20 protein-coding genes are annotated in these 18,879 nt (G+C 63.4%); 8 read left to right on the plus strand and 12 right to left on the minus strand.

Annotated features, from left to right (window positions below; all coding sequences use genetic code 11):
- Window positions 1–12: 12 nt before the first annotated feature.
- The 5 genes from prmA to J2X15_RS06015 form a co-directional block, all read right to left on the minus strand.
- Entirely contained in the window at window positions 13–891 is an 879-nt protein-coding gene (prmA, locus tag J2X15_RS05995) for a 50S ribosomal protein L11 methyltransferase (RefSeq protein ID WP_310340301.1), read from the minus strand.
- 8 nt (window positions 892–899) lie between these two features.
- Window positions 900–2,249 (minus strand): acetyl-CoA carboxylase biotin carboxylase subunit, encoded by a 1,350-nt coding sequence (gene accC / locus J2X15_RS06000; protein WP_310340303.1) that lies wholly within the window; start codon window positions 2,247–2,249, stop codon window positions 900–902.
- A 12-nt stretch (window positions 2,250–2,261) separates the two neighbouring features.
- Entirely contained in the window at window positions 2,262–2,717 is a 456-nt protein-coding gene (accB, locus tag J2X15_RS06005; protein ID WP_310340306.1) for an acetyl-CoA carboxylase biotin carboxyl carrier protein, read from the minus strand.
- Between the two features lie 173 nt (window positions 2,718–2,890).
- Entirely contained in the window at window positions 2,891–3,454 is a 564-nt protein-coding gene (locus J2X15_RS06010) for a redoxin family protein (protein ID WP_310340310.1), read from the minus strand.
- Window positions 3,447–4,043, minus strand: a complete 597-nt coding sequence (locus tag J2X15_RS06015) for a hypothetical protein (RefSeq protein WP_310340312.1) — start codon at window positions 4,041–4,043, stop codon at window positions 3,447–3,449. Before J2X15_RS06015 ends, J2X15_RS06010 begins: the two co-directional genes overlap by 8 nt.
- A gap of 143 nt (window positions 4,044–4,186) precedes the next feature.
- Between J2X15_RS06015 and mpl the strand changes: the two genes are divergently transcribed.
- Window positions 4,187–5,659: a UDP-N-acetylmuramate:L-alanyl-gamma-D-glutamyl-meso-diaminopimelate ligase gene (gene mpl / locus J2X15_RS06020; protein ID WP_310340315.1), complete on the plus strand. Its 1,473-nt coding sequence runs from the start codon at window positions 4,187–4,189 to the stop codon at window positions 5,657–5,659.
- Window positions 5,660–5,667: 8 nt separating this feature from the next.
- Here mpl and J2X15_RS06025 read toward each other — a convergent pair whose 3' ends face one another.
- The 4 genes from J2X15_RS06025 to rodA all read right to left on the minus strand — a co-directional run bounded on the left by J2X15_RS06025 (window position 5,668) and on the right by rodA (window position 10,501).
- The gene (locus J2X15_RS06025) at window positions 5,668–6,798 is read right to left on the minus strand and encodes a 3-deoxy-7-phosphoheptulonate synthase (protein WP_310340317.1); all 1,131 of its coding nucleotides are present in this window, start codon (window positions 6,796–6,798) and stop codon (window positions 5,668–5,670) included.
- 205 nt (window positions 6,799–7,003) lie between these two features.
- A complete protein-coding gene (gene tldD, locus J2X15_RS06030; RefSeq protein ID WP_310340320.1) occupies window positions 7,004–8,464 on the minus strand; it encodes a metalloprotease TldD in 1,461 nt (486 codons plus the stop codon).
- Window positions 8,461–9,345 (minus strand): NAD(P)-dependent oxidoreductase, encoded by an 885-nt coding sequence (locus J2X15_RS06035; protein WP_310340322.1) that lies wholly within the window; start codon window positions 9,343–9,345, stop codon window positions 8,461–8,463. Before J2X15_RS06035 ends, tldD begins: the two co-directional genes overlap by 4 nt.
- A gap of 1 nt (window position 9,346) precedes the next feature.
- Complete coding sequence (gene rodA / locus J2X15_RS06040) at window positions 9,347–10,501, minus strand: rod shape-determining protein RodA (protein ID WP_310340324.1); 1,155 nt, start codon at window positions 10,499–10,501, stop codon at window positions 9,347–9,349.
- Between the two features lie 32 nt (window positions 10,502–10,533).
- Here rodA and J2X15_RS06045 point away from each other — a divergent pair, with 32 nt between their 5' ends.
- From J2X15_RS06045 to ruvC, 7 genes are all read left to right on the plus strand, one after another.
- Entirely contained in the window at window positions 10,534–11,139 is a 606-nt protein-coding gene (locus tag J2X15_RS06045; RefSeq protein ID WP_310340327.1) for a YqiA/YcfP family alpha/beta fold hydrolase, read from the plus strand.
- 47 nt (window positions 11,140–11,186) lie between these two features.
- Window positions 11,187–13,238, plus strand: a complete 2,052-nt coding sequence (locus tag J2X15_RS06050) for a ribonuclease catalytic domain-containing protein (protein WP_310340329.1) — start codon at window positions 11,187–11,189, stop codon at window positions 13,236–13,238.
- Window positions 13,235–14,095 carry an energy transducer TonB gene (locus tag J2X15_RS06055; protein WP_409034252.1) on the plus strand — a complete coding sequence of 287 codons (861 nt, stop codon included), beginning with the start codon at window positions 13,235–13,237 and terminating at the stop codon, window positions 14,093–14,095. The genes J2X15_RS06050 and J2X15_RS06055 overlap by 4 nt, the downstream gene beginning before the upstream one ends.
- The gene (mtgA, locus tag J2X15_RS06060; RefSeq protein ID WP_310340330.1) at window positions 14,092–14,823 is read left to right on the plus strand and encodes a monofunctional biosynthetic peptidoglycan transglycosylase; all 732 of its coding nucleotides are present in this window, start codon (window positions 14,092–14,094) and stop codon (window positions 14,821–14,823) included. The genes J2X15_RS06055 and mtgA overlap by 4 nt, the downstream gene beginning before the upstream one ends.
- A 300-nt stretch (window positions 14,824–15,123) precedes the next feature.
- Window positions 15,124–15,735: a lysophospholipid acyltransferase family protein gene (locus J2X15_RS06065; protein ID WP_310340332.1), complete on the plus strand. Its 612-nt coding sequence runs from the start codon at window positions 15,124–15,126 to the stop codon at window positions 15,733–15,735.
- Window positions 15,736–15,737: 2 nt separating this feature from the next.
- On the plus strand, window positions 15,738–16,727 hold the full coding sequence (locus tag J2X15_RS06070) for a phosphatidate cytidylyltransferase (RefSeq protein WP_310340335.1): 990 nt from the start codon (window positions 15,738–15,740) through the stop codon (window positions 16,725–16,727).
- 40 nt (window positions 16,728–16,767) lie between these two features.
- Entirely contained in the window at window positions 16,768–17,316 is a 549-nt protein-coding gene (ruvC, locus tag J2X15_RS06075; protein ID WP_310340338.1) for a crossover junction endodeoxyribonuclease RuvC, read from the plus strand.
- Between the two features lie 16 nt (window positions 17,317–17,332).
- On the opposite strand, the gene J2X15_RS06080 is transcribed toward ruvC, so the two are convergent.
- From J2X15_RS06080 to lpxC, 3 genes are all read right to left on the minus strand, one after another.
- A complete protein-coding gene (locus J2X15_RS06080) occupies window positions 17,333–17,632 on the minus strand; it encodes a flagellar basal body protein (protein ID WP_310340340.1) in 300 nt (99 codons plus the stop codon).
- Between the two features lie 44 nt (window positions 17,633–17,676).
- Window positions 17,677–17,853: a hypothetical protein gene (locus J2X15_RS06085; protein ID WP_310340343.1), complete on the minus strand. Its 177-nt coding sequence runs from the start codon at window positions 17,851–17,853 to the stop codon at window positions 17,677–17,679.
- Window positions 17,854–17,954: 101 nt separating this feature from the next.
- Complete coding sequence (lpxC, locus tag J2X15_RS06090) at window positions 17,955–18,878, minus strand: UDP-3-O-acyl-N-acetylglucosamine deacetylase (RefSeq protein ID WP_310340346.1); 924 nt, start codon at window positions 18,876–18,878, stop codon at window positions 17,955–17,957.
- Window position 18,879: the final 1 nt, after the last annotated feature.

Below are 18,879 nucleotides of genomic sequence, written 5' to 3' on the forward strand. Positions count from 1 at the left end.
CACCCACCCGTTTTAGAGCGTGGCGGTCATCAAAATCCAGCCATCTTCGCGGTCTGCCACAGACAGCTTGCAGTACGGCGCATAGGCAGCCTTCAACTCGTCTTCCTGGCGCGCCAAAATACCGGCCAACACCAGGTGCCCGCCGGGCTGCACATGGGAACACAACAGAGGAGCCAACACTTTCAGCGGCGTGGCCAGGATGTTGGCCAGCACCAGGTCATAGATCCCGGTGGCCAATTCCGGCAAGCCAGCTTGCAAGCGCACGTTATTGGCCTCGGCGTTCAAATCCGTAGACTGCACCGCAGCGTCATCAATGTCCACCGCCACCACCTGTTGCGCGCCAAACTTGGCGGTACCGATGGCCAAAATGCCGGAGCCACACCCGTAGTCCAGTACGCGGGCTTGACCTGGATGGTTGGCAATCCAGCGCAAGCACATACGAGTAGTGGGGTGGGTGCCGGTACCAAAGGCCAGGCCCGGGTCCAGGCGAATTACCTGCTTGGCCTGCTCGGGTGGCTCGTGCCAGGTGGGGACAATCCAGAACTCGGGCGTGATCTCGACGGGTGCGAATTGCGACTGGGTCAATCGCACCCAGTCTTGGTCTGCCACCACAGCCACGCCCAATACCTCGCAGCCCTCAAAAAAGTCTTGTGCTTGCAGCAAGCGCGCGGCATCGTCGGCCAGCGCCTGATCGGCAAACAGCGCGATCACCCGGGAACGCTGCCAACCATCTTTGGGTGGCGGCATGCCGGGCTCGCCAAACAGGGCTTGCTCGGCATCGGTCTGGGCGTCCGCGTCTTCCACGCTCACGCTCAAGGCGTCCAACGCATCCAGCGCATCACTCAGGCTTTCGACTCGATCTTCGGGACACATCAAACGCAATTCAAACATGCAAGCCTTTAGCGTTTGTGCTGTTCCAGCCAGTGTTCCAGGTAGTGGATGTTGGTACCACCGTCCATGAACTTGGCGTCCACCATCAGCTCACGGTGCAACGGAATGTTGGTGTTGATCCCTTCCACCACGGTCTCGGCCAGCGCAGTACGCATGCGGGCCATGGCCTGCTCACGGGTGTCGCCATGCACAATGATTTTCCCGACCATCGAGTCGTAGTTGGGCGGCACGAAGTAGTTGGTATAGATGTGCGAATCCACCCGTACGCCGGGACCACCCGGAGCGTGCCACATGGTCACGCGACCTGGGGAGGGCGTGAACTTGTAGGGATCTTCCGCATTCACGCGGCACTCGATGGCATGCCCGCGCACCTCGATCTGGCGCTGTGTGAAGGGCAGTTTTTCGCCCGCCGCCACCATGATCTGGGTTTTGACAATGTCAATGCCCGTCACCATTTCGGTCACCGGATGCTCCACCTGCACGCGCGTGTTCATCTCAATAAAGTAGAACTCGCCGTCTTCGTAGAGGAACTCAAACGTACCGGCACCGCGGTAGCCAATCTTCTTGCAGGCAGCAACGCAGCGCTCACCAATGCGTTCGATCAGTTTGCGGTTGATACCGGGCGCAGGAGACTCTTCCAGCACCTTTTGGTGGCGGCGTTGCATCGAGCAATCGCGCTCGCCCAGGTAGACCGCATTCTTGTGCTTGTCCGCCAGGATCTGGATTTCAATGTGGCGTGGGTTCTGGAGAAACTTCTCCATGTACACCGCCGGGTTGCCAAACGCAGCCCCGGCTTCTGCCTTGGTCATGGCTACGGCGTTCACCAAGGCGGCCTCGGTGTGGACTACGCGCATACCGCGACCACCGCCACCGCCGGCAGCCTTGATGATCACGGGGTAGCCCACGGCCTTGGCCATGCGGCGGATTTGCACGGGATCGTCAGGCAGTTCACCTTCTGAACCGGGTACGCAGGGCACACCGGCGCGGATCATGGCCTGCTTGGCCGACACCTTGTCACCCATGATACGGATGGACTCGGGTGTGGGGCCGATGAACTGGAAACCGCTTTTTTCGACGCGCTCGGCAAAGTCTGCGTTTTCGCTCAAAAAGCCATAGCCAGGGTGAATGGCTTCGGCATCCGTGACCTCGGCGGCCGAGATGATGGCCGGCATATTGAGGTAACTCTGAGCGGAAGGCGCGGGTCCGATGCAAACAGCCTCTTCGGCCAGCTTGACGTACTTGGCTTCGCGATCCGCCTCGGAATAGACCATGACCGCCTTGATACCCAGCTCGCGGCAAGCGCGCTGGATCCGCAAGGCAATCTCGCCACGGTTGGCGACCAGGATTTTCTTGAACATGGATGCGTGTGCTTATTCGATGATGAACAAAGGCTGGCCGTACTCAACCGCTTGCCCGTTTTCGCACAGGATCTGGGTGACGGTGCCAGACTTGTCGGCTTCGATCTCGTTGAGGATCTTCATCGCCTCAATGATGCAGATGGTATCGCCCTGCTTGATGCTGTCCCCCACTTCCACAAAGGGCTTGGCCCCCGGGGAAGACGAGCGGTAGAACGTGCCCACCATGGGCGATTTGACGGCATGGCCTGCAGGTGCGGCTTCGACCACTGGGGCAGCAACTGCAGCGGCTGGCGCTGCAGGGGCTTGGGTGGGAGGGGCTGCATAGACGGGCGCTGCGGCATAACCTTGCACCATGGCACCACCGCCCTTGACGATACGAACTTTGCCTTCGGCTTCGGTGATTTCCAGTTCCGACACATTGGAATCGGACACCAAGTCGATCAGGGTCTTGAGTTTGCGTAAATCCATGGAATCTCCAACAACCGATATTTGCGAAGCGGCGAATTTACCGCAAAAATACCGGCATTTGCTGATAATTTTTACTATCTCTGCGCAAAAACAGCGATTTTTGCCTACCGAACTGATAGGCCAGGGCATTGAAACAAGCCTGCGAAGGCAGGCCCCAACCTAGGCTGAGCCCTCTATTTTAACCCAGCCCATGCGGCCAGATCTTCGGGCAGCAGGCGACCCATCTTGCGCTGGATGACCGTGCCGTCCGACGCCACGGCCACCGAGAACGGCAGGCCACCGGTCAGGTTGCCCAGCTCGCGCCCCAGCTCCGTACCCGCCAAACCGGCCAGTGCAATGGGAAACTCCAGCGGCATGGTTTGGAGAAATTTTTGCACCGACTCTCTTTTGTCGATGGCCAATCCCAGCACTTGCCAGCCGTTACCCTTGTTTTCGCGGTAGAAGCGATTGATGAGCGGCAGCTCGTCCACGCAGGGTGGGCACCAGGTGGCCCAGAAATTCACCAGCAGCGGCCGCCCCTTGAACGCAGCCAGGGACACCACTTTGCCGTCCGGGGCCTCCCAGTGGTGGGCCCAAAAACCCGGCACCGGCTCTGCCGCGACCACTGCAGGCCCCGCGGATTGCCGCCAAACGGCCACGCCAATACCCGCCAACGCAGCCCCCACCGCCACGCCACCTAGCAGCGTGCGGCGCGAAACCGGTTCGGGCTCGGGAGAAGTGGGCAGTGGCTCAGTCATGGGCTACATCATGCAACAAGCGCTGCAGGGCCGCCGCATCACCTCGCGGACGCCGCCCGCGCGCATCGGGCTGCAACGCGCCCCGCACATCGTCCAGGTCATACACCAGCAAATGCACGCCCACTTGCTCGTTCAGCGGGCGGCACAACGCATGCACACTGAGCGCATCCACCATCTCGCCATGCAGGCCGGGCACGGAGCGAGCCTCAAAACGCACGCCGCCGTCAATCAGGGCAATTTCTGCGGATTTGGGGTCATCGCAAAACAACTGCAGATAAATGTCAGACCGTCGCGTAGCCGTACCATGCCAAACCGCCCCACTGACATGGGGACGGAACGGGGCCAGTCGGTCCATCCATTCCAGCGCCAGCACACGCAGGGCCTGCAGCTCCTGAGGTTGGGTGTCCGCACAGAACAGAGCGATGTACTCCTGCACCGCTGCTTCCAACTGGTCGTTGTCGGGCAAGGCCACACGCGCCGACACGCCCAGTTGCTTGACCGCACGGCGCTTGGCGGCGCCGTATTCCAGGCCTTCTTCCACCACCATGCGGGCGGCGGTGGCGGCGATTTCTTCTTTCAAGTCGTCCATGTCGCCATTGTGCCGCGCGCCTTACGCCCCTGATGCCGCACCGGGATTGCTTCAATTTTGATAGCTACTTGCGCACAGTTGATGGGGGCTAGAGGCTTAAAAGGCTTCAGGAGCGCCCAGCCACAGCCACGTAAAATAAGCCCATGCATATTCATATTCTTGGTATTTGTGGCACTTTCATGGGCGGTTTGGCTGCCCTGGCCCGCGAGGCCGGACACCGCGTCACCGGTTGCGACGCAGGCGTCTACCCCCCCATGAGCGACCAGCTGCGCGCCCTGGGCATCGAGCTGATCGAAGGCTTTGGCGCCGACCAGATGGCGCTCCAACCCGACATGTTCGTCATCGGCAACGTGATAAGCCGCGCCCACCTGGCCGACGGCACGCCCAAATTCCCACTGATGGAAGCGATTCTGGACGCCGGCGCCCCCTACACCAGCGGCCCGCAGTGGCTGGCCGAGCATGTGCTCCAGGGCCGCCATGTGCTGGCCGTGGCCGGTACCCATGGCAAAACCACGACGACTGCCATGCTGAGCTGGATTCTGGAAAGCGCCGGCCTGCAACCCGGCTTCCTGGTCGGCGGCGTGCCCATGAATTTCGGCATCTCGGCGCGCTTGGGAGGCGGGACGGCACCGGATTCTGCTCCGTGTCCCCCGCCCGCTTTGCGGGCTCCTCCTTTACCTACGCACAACCCGGTGCCGTCGCGCCTCCCGGTTTTTGTGATCGAAGCCGACGAATACGACACCGCCTTCTTCGACAAACGCAGCAAGTTTGTGCACTACCGCCCACGCACCGCCGTGCTGAACAACTTGGAATTCGACCACGCCGACATCTTTGACAACCTGGCCGCCATCGAACGCCAATTCCACCACCTGGTGCGTACCGTACCCAGCACCGGGCGCGTGGTGGTGAACGATGTGGAAGAAAGCCTGACCCGCGTGCTGCACCAGGGCTGCTGGAGCGAGGTGCGCAGCTTTGGCGCCGCGGTGAGCGACTTCACCGCCGTCGGTGAACCGCATGACTTTGCGGTGCACTACCAGGGCACACGTGTCGCCCAGGTGCAATGGGCGCTGGGCGGCGTGCACAACCAGCTCAACGCGCTGGCCGCCATCGCCGCGGCTGACCATGTGGGCGTGAGCCCCGCCGTGGCGGCAAAAGCGCTGGCCAGCTTTGAGAACGTGAAGCGCCGCATGGAAGTGCGCGGTGAAGTCACCCTGGCAGCTGGCGGCGCGGCCGTCACCGTGTACGACGACTTTGCCCACCACCCCACCGCCATCCACACCACCGTCAACGGCCTGCGCCGCAAAGTGGGGGCGGCGCGCATCTTGGCGGTGTTTGAGCCACGCTCCAACACCATGAAGCTGGGCGCGATGAAAGCCCAGCTGCCCTGGAGCCTGGAAGAAACCGACCTGGCGTTTTGCCACAGCGGCGGTTTGGGCTGGGACGCGGCGGAGGCACTGGCGCCCATGGGCGCACGCGCCGTGGTGTCGGACTCGATTGATGCGCTGGCCCGCCAGGTGGTGGCGCAAGTCCACCCCGGCGACCACATCCTGTGCATGAGCAATGGAGGCTTTGGCGGCATCCACGCCAAACTGTTGGCACTGCTGCAGGCGGCCTGATCCCGCGCTTATTTCAGTGCGCGGCGGGCCTTTACGGCCGCTGACAGCACATCCAACGATTCGATCGAATCGTCCCAACCCAGGCAGGCATCGGTAATGCTCTTGCCGTACTCCAGCTTCGCAGCATCGTCTTTGCCGGGGGTGAATTTCTGGGCACCGGCGTTCAGGTGGCTTTCCACCATCACGCCAAAAATGCTCTTGGAGCCTGCGCTGATCTGACCCGCGATGTCCTTGGCCACGTCCAGCTGCTTCTCGTGCTGCTTGCTGCTGTTGGCGTGGCTGCAGTCCACCATCAGGGTCTGGGGCAGCTTGGCCTTGGCTAGGTCGGCACAGGCGGCGGCCACATTGGCGGCGTCGTAGTTGGGCGTCTTGCCACCGCGCAGGATCACGTGGCAGTCCGGGTTGCCATTGGTTTGGACAATCGCCACCTGGCCGTTTTTGTGGACGGACAGGAAGTGGTGACCACCGGCTGCGGCCTGAATGGCATCGGTGGCGATCTTGATGTTGCCATCGGTGCCGTTCTTGAAGCCGATGGGAGCGGAGATGCCAGATGCAAGCTCGCGGTGCACCTGGCTCTCGGTGGTGCGCGCACCAATCGCGCCCCAGGAAATCAAGTCGCCCAGGTACTGCGGCGAAATCACGTCCAGAAATTCACTACCGGCGGGCAGGCCCAGGCGGTTGATCTCGATGAGCAGCTGGCGTGCAATGCGCAGGCCTTCATCGATGCGAAAGCTCTCGTCCAGGTAGGGGTCGTTGATCAGGCCCTTCCAGCCCACGGTGGTGCGGGGTTTCTCGAAGTAGACGCGCATCACGATTTCCAGCGTGTCCTTGTACTTTTCGCGCTCGGCCTTGAGGCGGCGGGCGTAGTCCAGCGCGGCGGCGGGGTCGTGGATGGAGCAGGGCCCGATGATGACCAGCAGGCGGTCGTCTTTGCCGGACATGATGTTCTGGATGGCACCGCGGGTGTCGGTGATCAGGGACTCCACCGGCGTGCCGCGGATGGGGAAAAAGCGGATGAGGTGCTCAGGAGGTGGCAACACGGTGATGTCCTTGATGCGTTCGTCGTCGGTCTTGCTGGTGCGGTCGGCGGGGTGGGACTGGCCGTACCAGTCACCGGTAGCCGTGGCTTGTGCGTTCATGGGTCGCTCCTGATGTCAAAGTTAAAGAGAAAAAGGCATAAAAAAACCGCCGGAGGTGCCGGCGGTTTTTTGGAAGATTCAGGACGTTTCTTGTGGGTACGTTCAGATCTCTCGACCGCCGGATGTGCGTGAGAACCAAAAGTAGCTAAAAAAGAAACGTGCGGAATGCATGGGGCTCAATGTAGCACAGGTTTCTGACAAGGCCTTACGCGGTGCCACCCACGGTCAACCCGTCGATGCGCAAGGTGGGCTGACCCACACCCACGGGCACGCTCTGGCCTTCCTTGCCGCAAGTGCCCACACCGCTGTCCAGCTTCATGTCGTTGCCTATCATGGAGACACGCTTGAGGCAGTCCGGACCGCTGCCCACCAGTGTGGCGCCCTTGACGGGATACTGGATCTTGCCGTTCTCCACCCAGTAGGCTTCGGAGGCTGAGAACACGAATTTGCCGCTGGTGATGTCCACCTGGCCGCCCCCGAAGTTGACCGCGTACAGGCCCTTCTTGATGCTCTTGACGATCTCTTCAGGTTCCTTGTCGCCACCCAGCATGTAGGTGTTGGTCATGCGCGGCATGGGCACATGGGCGTAACTCTCGCGCCGGCCGTTACCGGTGGGCGCCACGCCCATCAGGCGCGCGTTCATGCTGTCCTGGATGTAGCCCTTCAAGATGCCGTCTTCGATCAGTACATTGCGTTGGCTGGCGTTGCCCTCGTCGTCCACATTGAGTGAGCCGCGGCGGTCGGCAATGGTGCCGTCGTCCAGCACCGTCACGCCCTTGGCCGCCACGCGTTGGCCAATGCGGCCGCTGAAGGCGCTGCTGCCCTTGCGGTTGAAGTCGCCTTCCAGCCCGTGGCCAATGGCCTCGTGCAGCAGGATGCCGGGCCAGCCCGAACCGAGCACCACGGTCATCTCGCCGGCTGGCGCAGGGCGCGCATCCAGGTTGGTCAGCGCCGCGTGCACGGCCTGGTTCACATACTCTTCAATCTGCGCATCGGTGAAATAGGCCAAGCCAAAGCGGCCACCGCCGCCGCTGGAGCCGACTTCGCGCCGCCCCTTTTGCTCGGCAATCACGGTCACGCTCAGGCGCACCAAGGGGCGCACATCAGCGGCAATGGTGCCGTCGGCGCGCGCCACCATCACCACGTCGTATTCGCTGGCCAGACCGGCCATCACCTGGATGATGCGCGGGTCCTTGGCACGGGCCAGCTTTTCCACCTTGCCGAGCAGCTCCACCTTGGTGGTGCTGTCCAGCGTGGAGATCGGATCCAGCCCGGCGTACAGCTTGCGGCTGCCGGCAATCTTGGTGGTGGCGGTCTTGGTGCGCTTGGACTGGGCCGCGCTGGAGATGGTACGCACGGTGCGCGCCGCGTCCAGCAGGCTGGCTTCGGAAATGTCGTCGGAGTAGGCAAAGGCGGTTTTCTCGCCACTGACGGCACGCACGCCCACGCCCTGGTCGATGCTGAAGGAACCGGTTTTCACAATGCCCTCTTCCAGACTCCAGCCCTCGGAGCGGGTGTACTGGAAGTAGAGGTCCGCCTCATCCACCTGGTGCGCCTTGATTTCGTTCAGCGCCTTGGTGAGATGGCTCTCATCCAGCCCAAACGGGGTCAGCAGCAGGGACTTGGCCGTGGCCAAGCGTTCAATGGTGGGTTCGCGGGTGATCATTCGGCCATTTTAGGCCGCTGCAGAAATGCCAGCAGGGCGCCGTCGTCCAGCCCTTCCAGCCCTGCGGCTACTGCCGCGGCAAACACCGCGCTGGCAGCGTCACCCAGCGGACCCGCAAAGCCTGCTTGGGCCGCGGCTTCTTGCGCCAGGCGTGTGTCCTTGGCCAAGAGCGTCATGTGGGCGCGTGGCGCCAGGTCGCCCGCAATGGCGCGGCGCATGCGGTCGCTGCCAATCCAGCTCTGGCCGCTGGACTGCTCCACCACGTCCAGCGTGCGGTTCAGGTCCAGCCCCAGGCGACCCGCCAAAGCCATCACTTCGGCCGCGCCCACCAAGTTGATACCGGCCAGCAGGTTGTTGACCAGCTTGGTGCGCGCGCCGTCGCCCACGCGCTGGCTGATGTGAAACACCTTGCCCGAGAGCGCATCGAGCAGCGGCTGCACGCGGGCCACCACGGCGTCTTCGCCCGCAACCATGAGGCTCATGCTGCCGTCGCGCGCACGTGCCGGCCCGCCGGACATGGGCGCGTCGACGGTGTGGATGCCGCGCTCGGCCAACTGGGCGGCGATGGCTTCCACGTCTTGCGGGGCGATGGTGGGGCAGAGCAGCACCACATGACCGGCCGGCAGCTGCGGCGCCAAGCCCTGGGGGCCGAACAGTACATCGCGAGTCTGTGCAGCGTCGACCACACAGACGATAGTTGCTATGGATTTGCTAGCTGCTTGCGCACTATCGACGGGGGCTAGAGAACCAAAAGGCACCAAAGCCTGCACCTTGGTGGCATCGATGTCATGCACCCACGGCACCCAGCCCAGGCTGCACAGGCGCTGCGCCATAGCGCCGCCCATATTGCCCACCCCAACAATTCCAACGCTGAAACTCATGTCACGACTGAACCAGCCGTTTGGAATTCGAGATCGACATCAGAATGCCCAGCGCCAGCCCCAGCGTCACCATGGCGGTGCCGCCATAGCTGATGAAGGGCAGCGGCACGCCCACCACGGGCAGGATGCCGCTGACCATGCCCATGTTCACAAAGGCATAGGTGAAGAAGATCATGGTCACGGCCCCGGCCAGCAGGCGCGAGAACAGCGTGGGCGCCTCCAGCGCAATGGCCAGGCCGCGCAGCACCAGGAAGATGAAGGCCGAGATCAGCGCCAGCGTGCCAATGAGGCCAAACTCCTCCGAGAAGGCCGCGAAGATGAAGTCGGTGGTGCGCTCGGGGATGAATTCCAGGTGGGTCTGCGTGCCCTTCATGAAGCCCATGCCGGTGACGCCGCCCGAGCCGATGGCAATCATGCCCTGGATGATGTGAAAGCCCTTGCCCAGCGGGTCGCGTGTGGGGTCCAGCAGCGTGCAGATGCGCTGCTGCTGGTAGTCGTGCAGCACGGGCCAGCGCACGCCGTCGGCGCAAAGCTGGGGCTCGAAGAACACGATGAGCACAATGCCCACCAGCCCAATGGCCACGGGCGGGATCACCAGCTTCCAGCTCATGCCGGCAAAAAAGATGACCGACAGGCCTGCCGCCAGCACCAGCAGCGCGGTGCCCAGGTCGGGCTGTTTCATGATCAGGCCCACGGGCACGGCCAGCAGAATGCCGGCCACACCAAAGTCCAACGGGCGCAGCTGGCCCTCGCGCTTCTGGAACCACCAGGCCAGCATCAGCGGCATGGCGATCTTGAGAATCTCGCTGGGCTGGATGGTCACACCCACATTGAGCCAGCGCCGCGCGCCCTTTTTGGTGATGCCAAAGATGGCCACCGCAATCAGCAGCGCCACGCCCACGGTGTACAGCGGCACGGCCACGGCCATGAGGCGCTGCGGCGGGATCTGCGCCACCACAAACATGATGGTGGCGGCGATCAGCATGTTGCGGCCATGGTCCTCAAAGCGGGTGCCGTGGTCGTAGCCCGAGGAGTACATGGTCAGCATGCCCGCGCAGGCCAGCAGGAACACGGCAAACGCCAGCGGCCCGTCAAAACCCGCAAACCAGGGCGCAATGCGGTGGCGCAGGGGGACTTTTCCGAATTGGTACGACATCCTCGAATTATCCCGCCAACTATCATGGCCTCATGGCCTCTAACCCCACAAACTCCCCGATTACCCACCTGCTTTACTTGCACGGTTTCCGCTCCTCGCCCCAGTCCACGAAGGCGCGCGCGCTGGCCGCTCACATGGCGACCCACCACCCGCAGGTGCACTGGTGGTGCCCGCAGCTGCCACCCTCGCCCCAGGCGGCGATGGACGTGCTGCTGGCCGGCATTGCCACCTGGCCGCAGGAGACCATGGCGGTGGTGGGCTCCAGCCTGGGCGGGTTCTATGCCACCCATGTGGCCGAGCGCACCGGCTGCCGGGCCGTGCTGATCAACCCCGCGGTGGACCCCGCCCGCGACCTGGCCAAGTACATCGGCGAGCAAACCAGTTGGCACGCCCCTGAAGAGCGTTTTTTCTTCCGACCCGAGTACGTGGACGAGTTGCGCGCACTGGCCTGCGGCCCGCTGGCCCACCCCGAGCGGTATTTGGCCTTCATCGCCAAGGGCGACGAGGTGCTGGACTGGCGCGAAATGCATGCGCGCTATGCGGCCGGCTCCATGCGCTTGCTGGAGGGCGGTGACCATGCCCTCAGCGACTTTGACGATCACTTGCCCACCCTCCTGGCCTTTCTGGGCCTGACCTGAATCCGTCCCCAAGGACTGACTCATTTTGCGGGGACAATCAGTCCCCTATGTTTGTACTGTTTGAAGAAGCCGGAAAATTCATGGCCGGTCGGGTGCTGTCGGAGGCGGAAGCCTCTGCACAGGTGGAACTGGATTCCGGCAAGCGCGTCAAGGTCAAGAGCGCCAATGTCCTCATCAAATTCGAGAAACCCGCCCCGGCGGAGTTGATCGCGGCCGCCCAGAGCCAGGCCCAGGCCATTGAGCTGGAAATGGCCTACGAGTTCTCGCCCGACGAGGAATTCGGCTTTGCCGACCTGGCCAAAGACTATTTCTCGGCCCAGGCCACGCTGACCGAGCAGGCTGGGATGCTGTTCAAGCTGTTCGACACCCCCCACTACTTCCGCCGCGCGGGCAAGGGCCGTTTCAAGAAGGCGCCGGCCGACATCATTGCGCAGGCCCTGGCCGCGATTGAGAAAAAGCGTGTGATCGCCGAACAGATCGCCCAGTGGGCGACCGACCTGGGCGCGGGCACCTGCCCCGAGCCGATCAAGGAGCAGCTCTACAAGATCCTCTTCAAGCCCGACAAGAACGCGCCCGAGTACAAGGCCGTGGTCGAGGCCAGCCGCGCCACCCACACCGCGCCGCTGGAACTGCTGCAAAAGGCCGGTGCGATTGCCTCGCCCTACCAGTTCCACTGGAAGCGCTTTTTGCTGGAGAACTTCCCCAAGGGCACGGGCTTCCCCGCCATCACCGCGCCACCCATTGCGGACGAATTGCCACTGGCCCCAGTGCAGGCCTACTCCATCGACGATTCGCAGACCACCGAAATTGACGACGCGCTGAGCCTGCAGGGCCTGGGCAGCGGCACAGTCACCATCGGCATCCACATCGCCGCGCCCGGCCTAGCCGTGCAGCCCGGCAGCCCCATCGATGTGCTGGGCCGTGCCCGCCTGTCCACGGTCTACATGCCCGGCTACAAGGTCACCATGCTGCCCGACGACGTGGTGCAAACCTACACGCTGCAAGAAGGGCGCGACTGCCCAGCCCTGTCGCTGTATGTGACGCTGGACGAAGCGACGCTGGAGATCAAGGGCAGCGAGACCAAGCTGGAGCGCGTGCCGATTGCGCACAACCTGCGCCACGACCAGCTCGACGCCGTGGTCACCGAACCCTGGCTGCTGGACCCCACGTTTGAGCACCAAAACACGCCCCAGCCCTTGCCAGCATTGCGCGAGCAGCTATCATTTTTATACCGCCTGGCACGTGACCTGAAAGCCAAACGCGAGGTGGTGCGCGGCAAACCCGAGACCTTCAACCGGCCGGACTACAACTTCCGCCTGCAAGGCAACAACGGCGCCGAGCCGCAGGGCGACGAGACCGTGCTGATCAGCATTCGCCAGCGCGGTGCGCCGCTGGACCTGATCGTGGCCGAGGCCATGATCCTGGCCAACAGCACCTGGGGCAGCTGGATGGCCGAAATGGGTGTGCCCGCCATCTACCGCAGCCAGGCCAGCCTGGCGCCCGGCGTCAAGGTGCGCATGGGCACCAAGGCGCTGCCGCACGCCGGCATAGGCGTCAAGAGCTACGCCTGGGCCACCTCGCCGCTGCGCCGTTACACCGACCTGGTGAACCAGTGGCAGATCATGGCCTGCGCACGCCACGGCAAGACCGCCGCACTCGTGGCACCCTTCAAACCCAAGGATGCCGAGCTATTCGCCATCATCTCGGCCTTCGACACGGCCTACAGCGCCTACAACGGCTACCAGGGCGCCATGGAGCGCTTCTGGACCCTGCGCTATGTGCAGCAGCACGGCATCACCGAACTGGTGGCCACGGTGTTCAAGGAGAACATGGTGCGCGCCGACGACATTCCGCTGGTGCTGCCCGTGATGGGCGCGCAAGGGCTGCCGCGCAATGCCAAGGTGCGCATCAAGCTGGGCGAGATGGACCTGATCACGCTGGATGTGCACGGCACCGTGACTGAGCGCCTGGACGCACCGGTGGATGCTGCCGCGCCCGAAGAGGACGAAGGCGACGACGAGGAAGTGGCCGGCCCGATTGCGATTGCCGTGGACGTGAACGAAGCGCCCGAGGGCGGCAGCGATAATTCTGCTTCGTGAAGCTGCGCAACATCACCACACTCCAATGGGCCTTGGGTGCATCCATCGCGGTGCACGCGGTGCTGTTGACCGTGCGCTTTGTGGACCCCGAGGCGTTCAACCGCGTCTTTGAGGACAAGCCGCTGGAAGTGATTTTGGTGAATGCCAAGAGCAACGAGAAACCCGACAAGGCCCAGGCCATCGCGCAGACCAGCATGGCCGGCGGCGGCGACGTGGAAAAAGGCCGGGCTACCAGCCCCCTGCCGCCGTCCGCGCTGATGGATGTGGGCGATTCGCTGGAAGAAGAATCCGCCAAGAAACTCCAGACCCTGCAGGAACAGCAAAACCTGCTGCTGGCCCAGGTGAAGAACCAGTTGGCCGCCATGCCCCCGCCCGACCCCAGCCAACAGGCCAACAAGGCCGAGCAGGCCGACCGCGAAGAAAAGCGCAAACAGCTCATCAAGCTGCTGGCCGAGATCGAGCGGCGCATCAACATGGAAAACGCGCGGCCCAAGAAGCGCTATGTGAGCCCCGCGGTGCGCGAAGAGGTGTACGCGGTGTACTACGACGGGCTGCGCCGCGCCATTGAAGACCGGGGCACCGAGAACTTCCCGCAAAAAGGCGGCAAAAAACTCTATGGCGAGCTGACCATGGTGGTCACCGTGAACTTTGACGGCCGCGTGCTGGCCACCGAGGTGGTGCAAAGCTCGGGCAACTCCACGCTGGACAAACAGGCCGAGGCCATTGCCCACACGGCCGGGCCGTTTGGTGCGTTCAGCACGCCCATGCGCCGCCAGGCGGACCAGATTCTGGTGGTCTCGCGCTTCAAGTTCACGCGCGAAGAAACACTGGAAGCCAAGGTGTCGGCCTCGCAATGAAGTACGTGCTGCGTTGGCTGGTGCTGTGCATCGTGGCCCTGGTGGGGCTGCAGCTGTACTTTGTGGCCCGCATCGCCGCCATGGCCGTGGTGGCACCGCAAAGCACGGCGTTTGAGCGCTCGGAGGCCTGGCGCATCACTACCGAAAAAGGCGAACTGCGCTGGCACCAGGAGTGGGTGGACTACGCGCAGATTTCCGATCACCTCAAGCGCGCGGTCATCGCGTCGGAAGACGATGGTTTCAGCCAGCACGACGGTGTGGACTGGGAAGCATTGGAAAAGGCCTGGGCCAAGAACGCCAAGGCCGAGCAGCGTGCCGAGTTGCGTGCCCCCACCGGCAAGGCACCGGCCAAGCCGCCCAAGATTGTGGGCGGCTCCACGATCACGCAGCAGTTGGCCAAGAATCTGTTTCTGTCAGGCGAGCGCACGTTGGTACGCAAGGGCCAGGAATTTGTGCTCACGCTGTTGCTGGAGCATTTGCTGAGCAAGGAGCGTATTCTGGAGATTTACCTGAACAGTGTGGAGTGGGGTGAAGGCGTGTTTGGTGCCGAGGCTGCGGCCCAGCACTATTACCGCAAGCCCGCCAGCAAGCTCAACGCCTACGAGGCGGCGCGCTTGGCCGTGATGTTGCCGCGGCCCAAGTACTTTGAGAAGGTGCCCAACTCGGGCTACCTGGCAAGCCGCGCGGGGACCATCGTGGCGCGGATGTCCGACGCGCAGTTGCCCTAGGTCTTTTTGTTGCTCTCGCCCGCAGCGGACCAGGGGTGAGCCCCGCCGCTCGTGTCCCCCGGGGCGTGAGGGCCCTCCTCCTTGACCTCGCTTTGGTGCCCACCCCTGGTCCGCTGCTCGATCGATTTGCAACGCACGTCCATCACCCGGCTCCGGTGGGTGGGGTGCTCTGCGCAGTGAGGTCAAGGAGGAGGCCCTGGAGGGCCGGGGGACACGAACGGAGCAGAGTACCCCGCCCACCGGAGCCAGCGAGAGAAAACCCGCAGCGAAACACATGAACCCCTCTGTATCATCCCCGCCATGCTAGCCAAGATGATGAGTTACTTCCTGCTCGGCCTGATACGGGTGCTGACCGGTGCGCAAGCGCGCTGGCACGGTTGCCCGCCCAAGGCTGAACAGCGCATTTACTTTGCCAACCACCAAAGCCACGCCGACTTGGTGATGATCTGGGCCGCCCTGCCCCGAGAGCTGCGCCACATCACCCGCGCCATTGCCGCCAAAGACTACTGGACCAAGACACCGTTCAAGAAATGGCTCACCACCGAAGTGTTTCATGTGATCTACGTCTCGCGCGACCGCAGTGCAGTGGAAGACCCGCTGGAGCCGCTGATCGAGGCGCTCACCAATGGCGACTCCATCATCCTGTTTCCTGAGGGCACGCGCGGCCACTTTGAGGAACCCCAGGCCTTCAAGGCCGGGCTGTACAACCTGGCCACCAAGTTTCCCAACGTGGTGCTGGTGCCCGCGTGGATCAACAACGTGCAGCACGTGCTGCCCAAGGGCGAAGTAGTGCCGGTGCCGGTGCTGTGCTCGGTCACCTTTGGGGCGCCCATGCAGGTGGAAGCTGGCGAGGAGCGCCGCGCGTTTTTGGACCGGGCCCGCAGCGCCGTGATGGCCCTGCGTGAGGTATAGCCATGTACTTTTATCTGAAAAACATGACCGCCACGCAGCAGATCGGCGCGCTGTTCTTCATCGTGTTCGGACTGCTGTTTCTCGCTAGCTGCGTGTCCCTGGTGCTGTCCCTGCGCGAGCACGGCGATGACGACGCGGGCGATTTGCGTCGCAAGGAGCTGAAGAACCTGGACGGCGTGATCCGCACCAGCTGGCTCATGATGTTTGTGTTCTGGATCGGCTGGGTGGCGGGCGACTGGGTGGCGCTCACGCTGTTCGGCCTCGTGTCCTTCTTCGCGCTGCGCGAGTTCTTGACGCTGTCCCCCACGCGCCGCGGTGACCACCGCAGCCTGGTGCTGGCGTTCTTTGTGGTGCTGCCCATCCAGTACTGGCTGGTGGGCACCGAACACTTTGACATGTTTGCGGTGTTCATCCCCGTGTTTGTGTTTCTGGCGCTGCCGCTGACCAGCGCGCTGGCCAACGACCCGCTGCGCTTTCTGGAGCGCAATGCCAAGCTGCAATGGGGCATCATGGTCTGCATCTACGGCATGAGCCACGTGCCTGCGCTGCTGATGCTGAACTTCCCCCATTACAACAACAAAAACGCCTTCATGGTCTTCTTTCTGGTGCTGGTGGTGCAGACCTGCATGGCCGTGCAGCACCTGGTCTCGCGCAAGCTGCAGCGTGCGCCCGTGGCGCCCGCCATCAGCCGCAGCTTCAACTGGCCCAGCTGGTGGATTGGCATTGGCGTGGCCAGCGTGTTTGGTGCTGCATTGGCCGGTATCACACCCTGGGTACCGGGCACGGCATTCGCCTTCAGCTTCATTGCCTGCGTGGCAGGCTCCATGGGGCACTTTGTGATGAAGGCACTCAAGCGCGACCGCGGCATTCCGAGTTGGGGCGACGAGGGCACGGGCGTGACCGGTGCCGGCGGCCTGCTGGACCGGGTGGACGCGCTGTGCTTTGCTGCACCGGTCTTCTTCCATTCGGCCAGGTGGTATTTTGACCTCTAGCCCCCGTGGAACCTGCGCGAGCAGCTACTAAAACCATAGCATGCGAATTCTTGGCATAGACCCCGGCCTGCGCACCACCGGATTCGGCATCGTGGACGTGGTGGGCGCCGACGTGCGCTATGTGGCCAGCGGCACCATAGGCACCCAGCATCTGGACACGCGCGCCCTGCCCGAGCGCCTGAAGGTGCTGTTTGACGGCATCCGCGAGGTGGTGGAGCGCTACCAGCCCACCTGCGCATCTATTGAGATTGTGTTCGTCAACGTCAACCCACAGTCCACGCTGTTGCTGGGCCAGGCACGCGGCGCGCTGATCACCGCACTCGTCACCGCCAACCTGCCGGTAGCGGAGTACACCGCGCTGCAAATGAAGCAAGCCGTGGCCGGACATGGCCGCGCGCACAAGGACCAGATCCAGGAGATGGTGAAACGCCTGCTGAGCCTGCCCGGCCTGCCGGGGCCCGATGCGGCCGATGCGCTGGGCCTGGCCATCACCCACGCCCATGCGGGCAAAGCCATGGCCCGGCTGGCCGCAGCCGATGGGCTGGGCGGCAACGGCAAGTCGTCGTACCGCGCGGGACGTAGTCGCTAAACGGAAAGCTGGGGGTTCAGGCCTTGGTGTCCAGCAGGACGCCGGTCATCTTGTTGCTGGTTTTGAACACGGCCAGGTTGGCCATGAAGCTGTGTTTGGCTTGCAACTGCGACACCACGTCGGTCTCCAGCGCATTACCCGCGTTCTCTGCCCGGCGCACAGACGCCTGAACGCCGCCACCCGACTGCTCGGTCTGCACCGTTTCCTGGCGTTTGAAGCCCTCAGTCGCCAGGTTGGCCACGTTGTGGGCGGTGGTATCGAGCTTGGTTTGGGCCGCGTTCATGCTCGAGAGGGCAATCGAAGACAAGGAGTTCATGGGGCAATCCTTTCGCGGCAGGGCCAGAAGTGGCGCGGTCCCTATTATGCAACCCGCTCCAAAATCAGTACCGTGAAAAATCCCCCTGCGGCCAGCAGGGTCCATTTCAGGGTGGTCCAGCCATAGCGCTTGAAGCGTGGGTGACCCGTGCCCACATAGAAGGCAAAGCACACCGCCGCGCCCAGCAGGCACAGCATGATCAGCCAGCGAAATAGCAGCATGTACCTAGCTCACGCGGGCAACTCGCCGCCGGGCCGCCCCAAGGCGAGTTAGCCCCCTTGGGGGGCAGCGACCCGTGCAACGGCGGAGCGTGGGGGCCATATCACCAAGCCCGGGCGGGCTGGGCAAAGCCCACGGGGGCCTGTTTCACGTCTTCGAAGGTCACCACTTCCCAGCATTCGGGGTGGGCTTGCAGTTCGCGCAGCAGCTTGTTGTTCAGCGCATGGCCGGAGCGGCGTGCGCTGTAGGCGGCCAGCAGGGGCTTGCCGATGATGTAGAGGTCGCCCATGGCGTCCAGGATCTTGTGCTTGACGAATTCGTCGTCGTAGCGCAGCCCGTCGGCGTTGAGCACCTTGTAGTCGTCCATCACGATGGCGTTGTCCAGACCACCGCCCAGGGCCAGGCCGTTGGAGCGCATCATTTCCACGTCTTTGGTGAAGCCAAAGGTACGCGCCCGCGCAATGTCGCGCGAATACGAGCCCGTGCTCAGGTCAAACTCCACACGCTGGCCGGTGGAGTCCACCGCCGGGTGGTTGAAGTCGATCTCGAAACTCAACTTGTAGCCGTGGTAGGGCTCCAGGCGCGCCCACTTCTCGGTGGGGCCACTGCCCTCGCGCACTTCCACCGGCTTGGTCAAACGGATGAAGCGGCGCGGCGCGTTCTGCATCTCGATGCCCGCACTCTGCAGCAGGAACACAAAGGACGCCGCCGAGCCGTCGAGAATCGGAATCTCTTCGGCCGTGATGTCCACAAACAGGTTGTCCACGCCCAGGCCGGCGCAGGCCGACATCAGGTGTTCCACCGTGTGCACCTTGGCATTGCCGCAGGACAGCGTGGACGCCAGGCGCGTGTCGGTCACCGACTCGGCCGAGACCACGATGTCCGGCGCATTCGGCAAATCCACCCGGCGAAACACGATGCCCGTATCCGGCGCTGCCGGGCGCAGTGTGATTTCCACACGCTGGCCGCTGTGCAGGCCCACGCCAACGGCGCGGGTCAGGGATTTGAGGGTTCGTTGTTTCAGCACA

This window comes from Rhodoferax saidenbachensis (assembly GCF_031457975.1).
In the GTDB taxonomy this organism is placed as follows: domain Bacteria; phylum Pseudomonadota; class Gammaproteobacteria; order Burkholderiales; family Burkholderiaceae_C; genus Allorhodoferax; species Allorhodoferax saidenbachensis_A.

What these genes read in the sequence shown, in the direction of transcription:
- ruvC (WP_310340338.1), top strand. Translation starts at nt 16,768, where the DNA reads ATGCGAATTCTTGGCATAGACCCCGGCCTGCGCACCACCGGATTCGGC.
- J2X15_RS06010 (WP_310340310.1), bottom strand. Translation starts at nt 3,454, where the DNA reads ATGACTGAGCCACTGCCCACTTCTCCCGAGCCCGAACCGGTTTCGCGC.
- J2X15_RS06050 (WP_310340329.1), top strand. Translation starts at nt 11,187, where the DNA reads ATGTTTGTACTGTTTGAAGAAGCCGGAAAATTCATGGCCGGTCGGGTG.
- accB (WP_310340306.1), bottom strand. Translation starts at nt 2,717, where the DNA reads ATGGATTTACGCAAACTCAAGACCCTGATCGACTTGGTGTCCGATTCC.
- J2X15_RS06015 (WP_310340312.1), bottom strand. Translation starts at nt 4,043, where the DNA reads ATGGACGACTTGAAAGAAGAAATCGCCGCCACCGCCGCCCGCATGGTG.
- J2X15_RS06085 (WP_310340343.1), bottom strand. Translation starts at nt 17,853, where the DNA reads ATGCTGCTATTTCGCTGGCTGATCATGCTGTGCCTGCTGGGCGCGGCG.
- J2X15_RS06025 (WP_310340317.1), bottom strand. Translation starts at nt 6,798, where the DNA reads ATGAACGCACAAGCCACGGCTACCGGTGACTGGTACGGCCAGTCCCAC.
- J2X15_RS06080 (WP_310340340.1), bottom strand. Translation starts at nt 17,632, where the DNA reads ATGAACTCCTTGTCTTCGATTGCCCTCTCGAGCATGAACGCGGCCCAA.
- rodA (WP_310340324.1), bottom strand. Translation starts at nt 10,501, where the DNA reads ATGTCGTACCAATTCGGAAAAGTCCCCCTGCGCCACCGCATTGCGCCC.
- accC (WP_310340303.1), bottom strand. Translation starts at nt 2,249, where the DNA reads ATGTTCAAGAAAATCCTGGTCGCCAACCGTGGCGAGATTGCCTTGCGG.
- J2X15_RS06045 (WP_310340327.1), top strand. Translation starts at nt 10,534, where the DNA reads ATGGCCTCTAACCCCACAAACTCCCCGATTACCCACCTGCTTTACTTG.
- mtgA (WP_310340330.1), top strand. Translation starts at nt 14,092, where the DNA reads ATGAAGTACGTGCTGCGTTGGCTGGTGCTGTGCATCGTGGCCCTGGTG.
- tldD (WP_310340320.1), bottom strand. Translation starts at nt 8,464, where the DNA reads ATGATCACCCGCGAACCCACCATTGAACGCTTGGCCACGGCCAAGTCC.
- J2X15_RS06035 (WP_310340322.1), bottom strand. Translation starts at nt 9,345, where the DNA reads ATGAGTTTCAGCGTTGGAATTGTTGGGGTGGGCAATATGGGCGGCGCT.
- J2X15_RS06070 (WP_310340335.1), top strand. Translation starts at nt 15,738, where the DNA reads ATGTACTTTTATCTGAAAAACATGACCGCCACGCAGCAGATCGGCGCG.
- mpl (WP_310340315.1), top strand. Translation starts at nt 4,187, where the DNA reads ATGCATATTCATATTCTTGGTATTTGTGGCACTTTCATGGGCGGTTTG.
- prmA (WP_310340301.1), bottom strand. Translation starts at nt 891, where the DNA reads ATGTTTGAATTGCGTTTGATGTGTCCCGAAGATCGAGTCGAAAGCCTG.
- J2X15_RS06065 (WP_310340332.1), top strand. Translation starts at nt 15,124, where the DNA reads ATGCTAGCCAAGATGATGAGTTACTTCCTGCTCGGCCTGATACGGGTG.